10 protein-coding genes are annotated in these 13,527 nt (G+C 69.0%); 3 read left to right on the top strand and 7 right to left on the bottom strand.

The window, feature by feature from the left end:
- Window positions 1-7: 7 nt before the first annotated feature.
- The 3 genes from leuC to AZL_RS12730 form a co-directional block, all read right to left on the bottom strand.
- Window positions 8-1,414: a 3-isopropylmalate dehydratase large subunit gene (gene leuC, locus AZL_RS12740; RefSeq protein ID WP_012974955.1), complete on the bottom strand. Its 1,407-nt coding sequence runs from the start codon at window positions 1,412-1,414 to the stop codon at window positions 8-10.
- A gap of 177 nt (window positions 1,415-1,591) precedes the next feature.
- Window positions 1,592-3,007: an FAD-binding oxidoreductase gene (locus AZL_RS12735; RefSeq protein ID WP_012974954.1), complete on the bottom strand. Its 1,416-nt coding sequence runs from the start codon at window positions 3,005-3,007 to the stop codon at window positions 1,592-1,594.
- Between the two features lie 83 nt (window positions 3,008-3,090).
- Entirely contained in the window at window positions 3,091-4,035 is a 945-nt protein-coding gene (locus AZL_RS12730; protein ID WP_012974953.1) for a DMT family transporter, read from the bottom strand.
- 294 nt (window positions 4,036-4,329) lie between these two features.
- Here AZL_RS12730 and gcvA point away from each other — a divergent pair, with 294 nt between their 5' ends.
- Window positions 4,330-5,292, top strand: coding sequence for a transcriptional regulator GcvA (gcvA, locus tag AZL_RS12725; RefSeq protein ID WP_012974952.1), 963 nt, complete (start codon window positions 4,330-4,332; stop codon window positions 5,290-5,292).
- Here the strand turns inward: gcvA and AZL_RS12720 are convergent.
- Window positions 5,252-6,247, bottom strand: coding sequence for an L-threonylcarbamoyladenylate synthase (locus AZL_RS12720; protein WP_012974951.1), 996 nt, complete (start codon window positions 6,245-6,247; stop codon window positions 5,252-5,254). The two genes, gcvA and AZL_RS12720, sit on opposite strands and share 41 nt — an antisense overlap.
- Window positions 6,248-6,361: 114 nt before the next feature.
- On the opposite strand from AZL_RS12720, the gene parA reads away from it, so the two are divergent.
- The gene (gene parA, locus AZL_RS12715; RefSeq protein WP_012974950.1) at window positions 6,362-7,006 is read left to right on the top strand and encodes a ParA family partition ATPase; all 645 of its coding nucleotides are present in this window, start codon (window positions 6,362-6,364) and stop codon (window positions 7,004-7,006) included.
- 38 nt (window positions 7,007-7,044) lie between these two features.
- On the opposite strand, the gene bfr (AZL_RS12710) is transcribed toward parA, so the two are convergent.
- Complete coding sequence (gene bfr / locus AZL_RS12710) at window positions 7,045-7,524, bottom strand: bacterioferritin (RefSeq protein WP_012974949.1); 480 nt, start codon at window positions 7,522-7,524, stop codon at window positions 7,045-7,047.
- A gap of 14 nt (window positions 7,525-7,538) precedes the next feature.
- A complete protein-coding gene (gene bfr, locus AZL_RS12705) occupies window positions 7,539-8,021 on the bottom strand; it encodes a bacterioferritin (RefSeq protein WP_012974948.1) in 483 nt (160 codons plus the stop codon).
- Window positions 8,022-8,409: 388 nt separating this feature from the next.
- Between bfr (AZL_RS12705) and tyrS the strand changes: the two genes are divergently transcribed.
- Window positions 8,410-9,696, top strand: a complete 1,287-nt coding sequence (gene tyrS, locus AZL_RS12700) for a tyrosine--tRNA ligase (protein WP_012974947.1) — start codon at window positions 8,410-8,412, stop codon at window positions 9,694-9,696.
- Window positions 9,697-9,700: 4 nt separating this feature from the next.
- On the opposite strand, the gene AZL_RS12695 is transcribed toward tyrS, so the two are convergent.
- A complete protein-coding gene (locus AZL_RS12695; protein ID WP_042443099.1) occupies window positions 9,701-13,459 on the bottom strand; it encodes a DUF3971 domain-containing protein in 3,759 nt (1,252 codons plus the stop codon).
- Window positions 13,460-13,527 lie beyond the last annotated feature (68 nt).

Raw genomic sequence — 13,527 nt, 5'->3', positions numbered from 1 at the left:
ACCGTCTTCAGGCGAGCGTGCGCACGTCGGCCAGATGGCCGGTCACCGCCGCCGCCACCGCCATCGCCGGGCTGACGAGGTGGGTGCGGCCGCCGCGGCCCTGGCGGCCCTCGAAGTTGCGGTTGGAGGTCGAGGCGCTGCGCTCGCCGGGAGCCAGGCGGTCGGCGTTCATCGCCAGGCACATCGAACAGCCCGGCTCGCGCCACTCGAAGCCGGCCTCGGTGAAGACCTTGTCCAGACCCTCCTCCTCGGCCTGCTCCTTGACCAGGCCCGAGCCGGGAACCACGAGGGCGCGCACACCCGCGGCGACCTTGCGGCCCTTGGCGACCTCGGCGGCGGCGCGCAGGTCTTCGATGCGGCCGTTGGTGCAGGAGCCGATGAAGACGGTGTCCACCTTCACCTCGGTCAGCGGCTGGCCGGGGGTCAGGCCCATGTAGGCGAGCGAGCGCTCGACGGCGGCGCGCTTGCCGGCATCGGCGATCTCGGCCGGGTTCGGCACCGTCGCGGTGATCGGCAGCACGTCTTCCGGGCTGGTGCCCCAGGTGACCTGCGGGGCGATGTCGGCGGCGTTCAGCACGACGGTGGCGTCATAGACCGCACCCTCGTCCGACGGCAGCGTCTTCCAATATTCGACGGCCTGCTCCCAGGCACCGGCCTTCGGCGCCAGGGCGCGGCCCTGGACATAGGCGAAGGTCTTCTCGTCCGGGGCGATCAGGCCGGCGCGGGCGCCGCCTTCGATCGCCATGTTGCAGACGGTCATGCGGCCTTCCATCGACAGGTCGCGGATGGCCTCGCCGGCGAATTCGATGACGTAGCCGGTGCCGCCGGCGGTGCCGATCCGGCCGATGATCGCCAGCACGATGTCCTTGGCGGTGACGCCCGGATTCACCTTGCCGTCCACGCGGATCAGCATGTTCTTGGCCGGCTTCTGCAGCAGGGTCTGGGTGGCCAGCACATGCTCCACCTCCGACGTGCCGATGCCGAAGGCCAGGGCGCCGAAGGCACCATGGGTGGCGGTGTGGCTGTCACCGCAGACGATGGTCGCACCCGGCAGGGTGAAGCCCTGTTCCGGACCGACGATATGGACGATGCCCTGGCGGACGTCGTCCATCGGGAAATAGCGGACGCCGAAGTCGCGGGCGTTCTTGTCCAGCGTCTCGACCTGGATCCGGCTCTCCTCCTCGACGATGCCCTTGGAGCGGTCGGTGGTGGGGACGTTGTGGTCGGGAACGGCGAGAGTGGCTTCCGGACGCCGCACCTTGCGGCCGGCGACGCGCAGTCCTTCGAACGCCTGCGGGCTGGTCACTTCATGGACCAGATGGCGGTCGATGTAGAGGATGCAGGTGCCGTCGTCCTGGCGATGCACGACGTGGCTGTCCCAGATCTTGTCGAACAGAGTGCGCGGCTTGGACATCGGAAAAACTCTCTCTCGCGGTACGACAGGCGCAGAAGAAACGGAGGCCGCACCATAGCCTTGTGTCGCGCCGGGGACAAGCGCGGCCTACGTCTTTCGCCGCAAGCCTGTCCCCCGCAATATTATGACACTGGCGGCCGATGGGGGCGGCCGATGGGGGCGACCGGTGAGAGGTCCTCAGGGCAGCATCTTGCCGGGGTTCAGCAGGCCGTTGGGATCGAGTGTCGCCTTGATGGCGCGCAGCATGTCGAACTCGACCGGGCCCTTGATGGCCGGCATCTCGTCCTTCTTGAAGCGGCCGACGCCATGCTCGGCGGAGATCGAGCCGTCGAGCTTGAAGATCACCTCGTTCACCACATGGCAAATCTCGTCCCAGCGGTCGAGATAGGCCTTGGTGTCGGTCCCCTCGGGCTGGCTGAGGTTGAAGTGGATGTTGCCGTCGCCGACATGGCCGAAGGGGGTCGGGCGAATGCCGGGGCAGGCCTGCGCCACCGCCGCTTCCGCCAGTTCGATGAACTCGGCGACGCGGGACACCGGGATCGACACGTCGTTCTTGATCGAGCCGCCCTCGAACTTCTGCGCTTCGACGATGGCTTCGCGGATGAACCAAAGCTGCTTGGCCTGGGCGTCGGACTGGGCCAGCGTGGCGTCGGTCGCGAGCTCCGCCTCGAACGCCTCGCCAAGCGCCGTCTCCACCGTCTCCTGGAAGGCGTCGGACCGGGTGCCGGCGGTCAGCTCGGTCAGGACATACCAGGGCGACGGCTCCGACAGCGGGTCGATGGTGCCGGCGACGTGTTTCAGCGCGAAATCCAGGCAGCGGCGCGACATCAGCTCGAAGGCCGACACGGCGTCGCCGGAGGCGGCGCGCAGGCGGGCCAGCAGCTCGATGGCGGCGGCGGGGCTCGGCACGGCGACGAAGGCGGTGATCGACTGGCGCGGGCGGGGGAACAGCTTCAGCACCGCGGCGGTGACGATGCCCAGCGTGCCCTCCGCCCCGATGAACAGGTTCTTCAGGTCGTAGCCGGTGTTGTTCTTGCGCAGCCGGCGCATGCCGTCCCAGACGCGGCCGTCGGCCAGGACCACCTCCAGCCCCAGCACCAGATCGCGGGTGTTGCCATAACGCAGGACGTTGATGCCGCCGGCGTTGGTGGAGATCAGCCCGCCGATCTGCGCCGTGCCCTCCGCGCCCAGGCTGAGCGGGAACAGGCGGTCGGCGTCGGCCGCGGCCTCCTGGATGCTGGTCAGCACCACGCCGGCCTCGACCGTCATGGTGTAGTTCAGCGTGTCGATGTCGCGGATGCGGTTCAGGCGCGACAGGCTGAGCACGATCTCGCGACCCTCCTCATAGGGGATGGAGCCGCCGACGAGGCTGGTGTTGCCGCCCTGGGGGACGATGGGAATGCCGGCCCCGGCGCAGATCTTCACGACCGCCGCGACTTCCTCGGTGCTGGCCGGGCGGACCACCGCCGGGCTGTTGCCCTTGAAGCGCCCGCGCCATTCCGCGAGGTAGGGGGCCATGTCGGCGGCGTCGGTGAGGATGCCGGACGGGCCGACGATGGCGCGGATCTGGTCGAGGGCGGCGGCAACGGTCATGGCAAGGCGTCCGAAGCAGGTTAAGGGGCTTGCAATCGGTCCCTTCTAACGTCTTCGCCGATCATTTTCTATCCCTTGGCGGCTTATGCGGATCTGCGTTGTCCCAGCCGTGCGAGCAGTCTTCCATCGATGGCGGCGAGCCCGCCGGCGATCAGTGCCATCCCGACCCCATGCCTGACCGCCAGCCGTTCGCCGAGGAACAGGCTGCCCAGCAGGATGGCGCTGACCGGGATCAGGAAGGTGACCAGCATCAGGTTGGTCGCGCCGGCCGAAGCCAGGACGCGGAAGAAGATGACATAGGCCAGGGCGGTGGACAGCAGGGCGATGCCGATGACGGCGCCCCAGGTGGCCGCACCGGGCATCGGCAGGGTCCAGGGGCGATCGGTCAGCAGGGCCACCGGCACCAGCATCAGGGTGGAGGCGGTGACCTGTCCCGTCGCGGTGACCAGGGGCGACACCCCCATGTTCTTGAATCGCCGGCCGAAGATGCCGGCGAAGGAATAGGACAGAGCGGCGCACAGCACCGCCAGTTGCGGCAGCAATCCGCTTTGCGGCCCGGCTCCGACAAGCCCGTTCAATGCGGAGGGGCCGATCATCGCCGCCACGCCGGCAAAGCCGACGAGAACCCCGGCCATCCGGTTGCCGGTCATCTTCTCGTCGCGGGTCAGGACATGCGCCACCACGACACCGAACAGCGGCGTGGTGGCGTTGAGGACGGAGGCGACGCCGCTGGCGATCTGGGTCTGTCCCCAGACGATCAGGCAGAAGGGAACGAGGTTGTTCAAAGCCCCCATGCCGAAGAAGGCGGTCCATGTCCGGCGGTCGCGTGGCATCCGCCATCCCAGGATCCGCAACAGCCCGCCGAGCGCCAAGGCCGCCAGCGCGACCCGCATGGCGACGACGGTGAGCGGCGGCAACTCCCGCACGGCGATGCCGATGAAGAAGAAGGACCCACCCCACAGAATGGAAAGTGCGACCAGCAGGCTCCAGTCGGTCAGGTCCATCGGCTTGCGGTTCGGTGCGGTCATCGGGCGGCCTTCCATCGATGGCTTGAGTGTTCGGCTGTGTGTCCGGGGCTGGACATGCCGGGTTCCGGCATCCTGCACGGCGGCGTCGACTGGCAGCGATCCGTTTCTTGCGGTGGAATTGCCATTGCCGTCGAAACGGATGTTTGGGGTGCCCGTGCCATGGTCGGTCCTGGTCCAAGCGCTCCCGCCATGGTCCGGCCTTTCCTGTTCAATTGAGCTGAGCTAAAATTAGCGTCCGGTCTTGATGTTGGGCAAACGAGTCTTTTTTCGGATAGGAGTGAGATTTTCTAAATCATGATGCCTTCCTTGCCCCCGCTTGCCGGTCTGCGCGCCTTCGAAGCGACCGCGCGTCACCTCAGCATGACGCTTGCCGCGCGGGAGCTGAACGTGACGCCGGGCGCGGTCAGCCTCCAGGTCAAGGAGCTGGAAACGGCGCTCGGCTTGCGGCTGTTCGAGCGCGGGCCGCGCAGCCTCGCCTTGACCGCCGAGGGGGCGGCCTATCATGCGGCCATACGGACCGCCTTCCGCCTGATCCGGGACGCGACCGCCGAACTCACGGTTGGGCTCCGCAGGCCGGAACTGACGCTGTCCTGCACCCCTGCCTTCGCCGTGCAATGGCTGGTTCCGCGCCTGCCGCGCTTCGAGGCGGTCGCGCCCGGAATCGATGTCCGGATCGGGGTCACCAACCGGCTTGTCGATTTCGCGCAGGACCGTGTCGACGTCGCCGTGCGTCACGGGCCGGGTGCCTACGAAGGCCTATGTGCCGAGCGGTTGATCGACGACGGGCTGGTTCCGGTGTGCAGCCCCGACTATCTGCGCGCCGCACCGCCGGTTCGGCATCCGGCGGATCTGGCGGCGGATCTGGCGGCCGATCCGGCAGGGGGGCCAGCGGCGCACCGGCTTCTGCATGACGAGCACCGCGGGGACTGGGCGCTGTGGTTCCGTGCCGCCGGCGTGCCGGATGCGGGCGCGGATCGCGGGCCCGTCTTCGCCGATGGCAACGGCGTGATGGAGGCTGCCAAGGCCGGATTGGGAATAGCGCTGGTCCGGCACTGTTTTGCCGCCGACGATCTTGCGGCGGGGCGTCTTATCGTCCTGTTCGACCAACGTCTGTCGAACGGCCTCGCCTATCACCTCGTCTATCCGGGCGGGGCGGAGGAAAAGCCGGCGGTGGGCGCCTTTCTCCGCTGGATCAGGGCGGAGGCCGGCGATGCCCTCATCCCCGCGGCGCCGCCGCCCGGCGCAGCCGGTCGTTGATCGCCAGCCCCAAGCCCAGCTCCGGGATCGGCATCACGGCGATGCGCTTGGCGCCGCTCTGGTCCAGGCTGCGCAGGTGGGAGAACAGGTTGGCCGCCGCCTCGTTCAGGTCACCCTCCAGGCTCAGATTCAGCCGGGTGGCGCCGCCGAAGACGAATCGGTCGGGACCGAAGGTCAGGAACGCCTCGTCCTCCGCCGCCGAGGAGGCGTTCAGGCGCACCGCGGCGTCGGGGGCGTAATGGCTTTCCAACTGGCCGGGCGATTTGGGCGCGGTCGGGTCGCCGGCCGACAGGCGGACCGGGCCGATCAGCCGCTCCATCTCGTCGGGCAGCACGGCGCCGGGCCGCAGCAGCACCGCCTCCGGACCGGTCAGGTCGATGACGGTGGATTCCAGCCCGACCATGCATTTGCCGCCGGTGACGATGGCGTCGACCCGCTCGCCCAGGCTTTCCAGCACATGGTGCGGCGTGGTCGGGCTGACGGCGCCGGAGCGGTTGGCGCTGGGGGCGGCGATCGGCTTGCCGGCGGCGCGCAGGATGGCCTGGGCGACCGGGTGGCCGGGCACGCGGATGGCGATGCTGTCCAGCCCGGCGCTGACCAGCAGCGACAGGGCGGAGTTGGCCGGGCGCGGCACCACCATGGTCAGCGGGCCGGGCCAGAACTGGGCGGCGAGGTCGAGCGCCCGCTCGTCGAACAGACCCCAGGACTGGGCGGAGGCCAGATCGGGCAGATGGGCGATCAGCGGGTTGAACTGAGGCCTGCCCTTGGCGGCGAAGATGGCGGCGACGGCGCGGTCGTCGGTGGCGTCGGCGCCCAGCCCATAGACCGTCTCGGTCGGGAAGGCGACCAGACGGCCGGCGCGCAGCAGCTCGCCCGCGCGCTTGAGGCCGGCGGCGGTGGTCGGGATCAGCGCCGGGCGCTTTTCACCGGGGGCGGGGGCGGGATGGTCGGTCACGGCGTCTTTCTAGCCCGTGCTGCACCGGTGTCAATTCGCGCGGTTGCACCGGTGCCATGCCGAAGGTTATGAGGGGAGTGCGCAATCACCGAACACAACATGATGGGTGCGGGCATGACGGGCAAGGTCTTCACCGTGGCGCAGCAGAAGGGCGGCGCCGGCAAGACCACGCTGGCCGCCCATCTCGCCATCGCCTGGGCGCAGCTCGGCCACCGCGTCGCCACCGTCGACATCGACCCGCAGGGCAGCCTGACCCGCTGGCATGCCGTGCGGGCGGAGGCGACCAATGGCCGGCCCGGCTTCACCCATGTGCAGATCACCGGCTGGCGCACCCAGGCGGAGGTGGAGAGGCTGGCGCGCGGCCATGACATCGTCGTGGTGGACAGCCCCCCCCATGCCCAGACCGAGGCGCGCATCGCCGTCCGCGCCGCCTCCTTGGTGGTGGCGCCGGTGCAGCCGAGCCCGATGGATTTGTGGGCGGTCCACCCCACCATCGATTTGGCGGCGCAGGAGAAGCGCCGTTTGTTGCTGGTGTTGAACCGCGTGCCGCCGCGCGCCCGCATCGCCGACGAGCTGGTGGCGAAGGTGCATGAGCTGGTCGCCCCGCCAGCGGTCGAGCTGGCGGCGGCGCAGGTCGGCAACCGCACCGCCTATGCCGGCACGCTGATGACCGGGCTGTCGGTGACGGAGGCCGCGCGCAAAACCCAGGCGGCTGCCGAGATGCAGGCGCTGGCGGAGGAGATTCTGGCGCGGGCCTGAGGGGAAGAGGGCAAGGAGCGCTTGCCCCCCAATTCCACTCAGTCCTTGATCTCGCCCATCGCCGACTGGATGTAGTTGGCCAGACCGATGTCGTCGATCAGGCTCAGCTGGGTTTCCAGATAGTCGATGCGCTCTTCCGACTCTTCCAGCAGCTCGGACAGCTCGTCGCGCGACACGTAATCGGCCTTCTCCTCGCAGACGGCGATGGCGGCGGCGATGCGGTCGCGGGCCTCCTGCTCGGCGTCGAGGTCGCTCGACAGGATTTCCTGCACATTCTCGCCGATGCGCAGCTTGCCGAGATCCTGAAGGTTGGGGATCGCCTCGATGAACAGGATGCGTTCGATGATCTCGTCCGCGCTCTTCATCACCTCGATGGAGGCGTGATACTCCCACTTGCCCAGCGCCTTGACGCCCCAGTTCTTCAGCATGCGGGCGTGCAGGAAATACTGGTTGATCTGGGTCAGCTGGTCCTTGAGGACGATCTGCAACTGGGCGATGACGTCACTGTTGCCCTTCATGGTCCGTTCCCCCCTCAGCTCGGAAAGCCGCCCATGGCCGATTGCAGGTAGTTCTGCAGGCCGAGCATGTCGATGAGGCCGAGCTGCTGCTCCAGCCAGTAGGCGTGGTCCTCCTCGGTGTCGACCAGCAGTTCCACCAGGATGCGGCGGGTGTCGTAATCCTTCACCTGCTCGCAATAGGCGATGGCCTCCTTCAGGGCGGCGACCACCTCATATTCCAGGTTCAGGTCGTTGCGCAGCATCTCCGGCACGGTCTTGCCGATGTGAATCGGGTCGCGGCTGGCGACGTCGGCCGTGCCTTCCAGGAACAGGATGCGGCGGATCAGCTTGTCGGCATGCTCCAGCTCCTCCACCCGCTCGTGCGAGATGCGCTCGCTCAGCGCCTTGAGGCCCATGTCCTCCATGGTCCGCGCATGGGACAGATACTGGTCGGCGGCGCTCAATTCACCGGTGAGCAGCTTGTTCAGACGGTCCAGGACCCCTTGATCGCCTTGCATGGCGGGCAACTCCGAAATAGACGATTTGTCGCACCTTGGCACGGCTGAAGGACTCCGACAATAAAAATCTCTGTTTGAAACAAAGATGTAGTTGATAGTCACTATCATTTGGTCTGGCCCATGCTGCTGGAAATACAGAGCGAGGCGGCCGCTTGTCTTGAGAATCAATGTCAATTGCGTTTGTCGGCGATCCACGCGAATTCCCAGGTTTCGAATATGGGTTTTCACTTGCTGCGGCGCCGCGATGTCTGGAGATGGGAACGGAGCCGCGGCCGCCGGGGTTCCCGCCGTTGCGACCGGGCCGCCGCATTGAGGCAGGGGCCGTTTCCGTGCTAACAGACCGCGGTAATTCTCCGCCCTTCTTTCCAACGACTGCCGGATTGCGGCCATGACGACGACGACCCCCTCGGCTCCCGCCTCGGAGTTCCTGCGCACCCTTCAGGAGCGCGGGTTCATCCACCAGTGCACCGACCTCGCCACGCTGGACGAGCGGGCGCGGAAGGGGCCGATCGTCGCCTATATCGGCTTCGACTGCACCGCCGAGTCCCTGCATGTCGGCAGCCTGCTGCCGATCATGATGCTGCGCTGGTTGCAGAAGACCGGACACAAGCCGATCGTCCTGATGGGCGGCGGCACCACCAAGATCGGCGACCCGTCGGGCAAGGACGAGGCGCGCCAGCTGCTGACCGACGAGGTGATCGCCGGCAACATGGCGGGCATCAAGCGCATCTTCGGCCGATACCTGACCTTCGCCCCCGAAGGAACAACGGGTGGCCCGACCGACGCGGTTATGGTCAACAATGCCGACTGGCTCGATGAGCTGAAATACATTCCGCTGCTGCGCGACATCGGCCGCCACTTCACCATCAACCGCATGATGACCTTCGATTCGGTCAAGCTGCGGCTGGAGCGCGAGCAGCCGCTGACCTTCCTGGAATTCAACTACATGATCCTCCAGGCCTACGACTTCGTCGAGCTGAAGCGGCGCCATGGTTGCAGCTTGCAGATGGGCGGGTCGGACCAGTGGGGCAACATCGTCAACGGCGTCGAGCTCGGCCGCCGCACCGACGGGGCGGAACTGTTCGGCCTGACCACGCCGCTGCTGACCACCTCGTCGGGCGCCAAGATGGGCAAGACGGCGGCCGGCGCCATCTGGCTGACCGCCGACAAGCTCGGCAGCTATGAGTTCTGGCAATATTGGCGCAACACCGAGGATGCCGACGTCGGCCGCTTCCTGCGCCTCTACACCGAACTGCCGCTGGACGAGGTCGCCCGGCTGGAGAGCCTCCAGGGTGCCGAGATCAACGAGGCCAAGAAGATCCTGGCCAACGAGGTGACGAGGCTGGCCCATGGCGAGGAGGCCGCGCTGGAGGCCGCCGAGACCGCGCGCCGCGCCTTCGAGGAGGGCGCCGCCGCCGACGGGCTGCCCAGCATCGAGGTCGCCCGCGCCGATCTGGAGGCCGGTCTGCCGGTGGTGGATCTGCTGGTGTCGGCCGGTCTGGCGGCGTCGAAGGGCGAGGCGCGCCGGCTGATCAAGGGCGGCGGCGCCAAGCTGAACGACGGACCGATCGCCGACGAGACGGCGAAGGCGACCGCCGCCGACCTGAACGCCGACGGCGTGGTGAAGCTCAGCGCCGGCAAGAAGCGCCACGCGCTGGTGAAGGTGGGGGGCTGACCCCTCACCTCATATGCGACTCCGGCGGCGGCCTCGTGTCCGGCGCCGTCGCGCCGCCGTCGCCCAGGAAGAACAGGTTGCGCAGGAAGCCCGGGGCCAGCACCGCCAGCGGGTTGACCGACACGTCGGGGTCCGACAGTGGTCCCTGGACATGCCAGGTGGCGGAGAAGATGCCCTGGCCCTCGCCGCCGCTCAGCACGTCGCCGAGCAGTGGAATCTGGCCGATCAGGCGGTTCAGGCCATAGATCGGCACGATGGTGCCTCTCAGATTGGCGCTTTCCGTGTCCAGATCGATCTGGCCCTCCAGCGTCAGGCCCAACGCCGAGCCCGACGTGCGCAAATCCTTCAGCGTCAGCGTCCGGCCTTCCTTGCGGAACTCCGCCGACATGCGGCCGAAATTGATGCCCTTGCCGCCGCCCAGCAGCTCGGCGAAGCCCGACGGCGAGATGGCGTTGAGGATGCGGGCCAAGGCCGGAACGTCGATCAGCGTGTAGTCGCGGATCTCCGCCTTGCCGACGATGGCGGCATCGGCCCGCGCTTCCGCCGACCGGCCGGTCAGGGTCAGCCGGCCGCCGCGCATGCGGTCGTTCAGGTCCATCGCCATCAAGGCCGACCCCAGATCCTCGGCGGAGATGGCGAGGTCATAGAGGCCCTGCGGCCCCGGCCGCCATTTCAGCGACACGCCGCCGCCGTCGCTGCGTCCGCTGACGTCCAGCAGGGTCCAGGCATTGGCGTCCCGCCGCAGCGAGCCGGCGACCTGCCGCAGCCGTCGCCCGTCGCCGAACACCACCGAATCGAACTTGATGGTGACGTCCAGCGGGGTGTTGCGGCCGCCGTCGCTGGCCGATGACGGCTTCTTGGGCGGCGTCACCGCGCCCTCGCCCGACGGCGTCTTGCCGGTCAGCCCACGGGCGTCCAGGCTGGCGCCGGTGATGGTGCCGGAATAGCCGCCGGACGGGCCGCCGGGCTTCGTCGGGGGCAGCACGGTCAGGTCGGCGCGCAGGTCGGTCTGGCCCAGCGTGAAGCTGGGGGTCTGCACCCGCGCCACCCGCTTGCCGCCATCGGCCAGTTCCAGGTTGGTGACGCTCTTCAGCCCGCCGGCGTCGATGGTCAGGTTGCTGATCCGGGTCGGGCGGTCCTTGTCGAACTCCAGCGTCAGCTTGCCGGTGCCGGGCTTGCCGGGGGGCTTGGCCCAGCCCAGCTCCTCGATCGACAGCCGGGTCTTCTCCAGGTTCAGCGCGGCGGTCAGCGCCAGCTTGCGCCTGCGGTCGACCGTGAACAGGAGGTCGGCGCCGAAGGGGCCCTGCACCCGGTCCTCCAGGTCGATGCCATGGGCGCGCAGGTCGTCGGCGGTGGCGTCGCCCTTCACCGCGATGCGGGTGCGCGGACCCTTGGCGGCGCCGTCGAACGACTCGGTCCAATCGATGGCGACCGGGATGCCGTCCAGCTTGGTGGCGCCCTTGATCTGCATCGCCTTCAGGTCGAGCGCCAGCGACAGCTCGCCATCGGTGGCGTTCATCCCGGCAGCCACCTTCTCCACCCCGACCTTGTGCAGCTTGCCGGCCACGTCCAGCTCCAGCTGCTCGACCTTCAGGTCGGCCAGCAGCGGGAAGGCGAAGTGGAGCTGGGCCTCCGCCGTGCCCTGGGTGCGCTTGGGGTCCATCTCCAGCTTGGTCGGATAGCCCAGCGGCGGCATGTCGATCAGGGTCATGATCGAGCGGACCGGCCCCTGGATGGGCAGGCGGATGTCCATCGTCTCCTTGCCGATGTCCAGCCCGCCGATCACCACCTTGCCGTCGCCAAGCTCGATGTCGCCCGATTTCGGATCGTGAATCCGCCCGCCCTTGGTCAGGACGGTGAAGGTCGTGCCGTCGGTCGTCGCCTCCAGCCCGGCGCCGGTGACTGGAGTGAGGTCGTTGAAATAGCGGACGCTGATGTTCTCCCCCGCCATGGTCGCGAGGAAGCGGGTCAGATCGGGCTCGCCCGCGCCCCCCGAGCCCCCCGAACCGCCGAGCGGCAGGGAGAGCGTGGCCTCCGCCCGCGCCTCGGTCACCGTTCCGCGGGACAGGTTCCGGGTCACCCACTCCCGCGCGTTGGGGCTGGCGACCAGGGGCCAGTAGCGGTGCAGCTCGTCCAGCGCCACGGCGCGGGCGACGGTCTTCGCCTCCACCGTCAAGCGGTCGCCCTGGCGCAGCGCGGTGCCGCTGGCCTCCAGCCGCGGCTGCGGTCCGCCGCTCTCGCCCAGGACCGCGTTCAGCCCGTCCAGCTCGATGCGGTCGCGGTCGCCATGCAGGCGGAGCCGGGCCGAATCGATCGGCAGCGGCCCGTCGAACAGGTCGGGCCGGATCACCCGTCCCCGGCCGGCGCTGAGGTCGGCCTTGCCGCCGGTCGGCCGCAGGAAGGAATCGAAGGCGACCTCGACCGTTCCCGACAGCGGCAGCTCGGCCGCCTTCAGCGGCGCCAGCGGCGGGGCGAGGCCGGCGATGGCGGCGGGGGTGAGCGTGGTCAGGCGGGCCGTCGCGCCGCCGTTCCCGTCCGGTCCCTGCCGTCCCGACAGCTCCAGCCCGGCGGTCCGGCCGCCGGCGGTCAACGACAGGCGGGCTTGCAGATCGCGGGCCCCGTTGGTCTCACCCAGCTCTCCCTGGCCATTCAGCGCCAGCGGGCCGCTGTCGTCGGGCGACTCCGCCTTCAGCGCCAGATCGGCGATCCGCAACCGCCGGCCCGCCACATCCAGGGTGCCGCGCAGCGCCAGGCTCTGTACGGAGACGGGTCGCGGCCACAGCTCGGGCAAGGCGATGGTGCCGCCACCGCCACCGCCACTGTTGAGCGCGAGGTCGGCCGTCAAGGGCTGGAACCGCGAATCGAGCCGCGTCCTCACCGTGCCCGACAGCGGCAGCCTGATCGCCGACAGCGGCGCCAGCGCCGGGCCGATCTCCGCCAGGGCCGCCGGCTCCAGCCCATCGACGGAGAGGGAAAGGTCGGTGGTGGTGTCGGCGATGTTGTAATGGCCGGTGGCGGCGACGGTCACCGCGCGGGCGGCCCCGGTTCCGCCGGCTGTGCCGCCGCCCGCGGTGCCGAGATCGAGCGTCACGCGGGCGCGGCCCTGGGCGCCCTGGGCGTCGCGGGTCAGGACGATGTCGGCGCGGGTGGCATGCCAGGACAGGCCGAGCATGCGGTTCTCGACCCGCAGGTCGGCCCCCGCCACCGACAGCCGGCGCAGCAGCCCCAGCGGCCGGTCGATGTCGGGCGGGCGGCGCAGGCTTTCCAGCGCCTCGTCCATCAGGTCGGGAGCGCCGTCATCGGGCTTGCGGTCCGGTTCGGTCTCCGCCCGCACGTCGAAGGCGAGGCTGCCGTCGGCCCGGCGCAGCACGCTGAGGCGCGGGCGCACCAGATCGATGCGCGTCGGCGACAGCGTGCCGCGCAGCAGCGCCGGGATGGAGAAGCCGATGCCCATCTCCGGCACCGCCGCCAGCTCCACCCCGTCGGCGTTCAGCGCCCGTACCCGGCGGGCGCGCAGGTCCAGGCGCCGGCCGCCGCCATCCTGGAGCGCGTCGTCGCTCTCCAGCGACAGCACCAGTTCCCCCACTTCGGTGCGGACGCGGCCGTCGCGGTCGCTCAACGCCCGTTCGACATAGGGGATCAGCGCGTCGAGTGTGATCGGCCCCTGCGCCAGTCGCCAGGCGAACAGCCCGCCCGCCGCGATGGCGACGGCGGCGCTTCCGGTCAGCGTCAGGGTGAGAATCTTGGTGGTGCGACGGATCAAGGGGCACCGTGATGCGAAAAAAGCACGCTCAGATTGACCTTATCCGTCGAGGCGTGCAGCTTTCTGCA

It is taken from the genome of Azospirillum sp. B510, from assembly GCF_000010725.1.
Lineage (GTDB): Bacteria > Pseudomonadota > Alphaproteobacteria > Azospirillales > Azospirillaceae > Azospirillum > Azospirillum lipoferum_B.
Note: the sequence above shows the minus strand (reverse complement) of the source record. Positions and strands in the feature narration are given on the sequence as shown.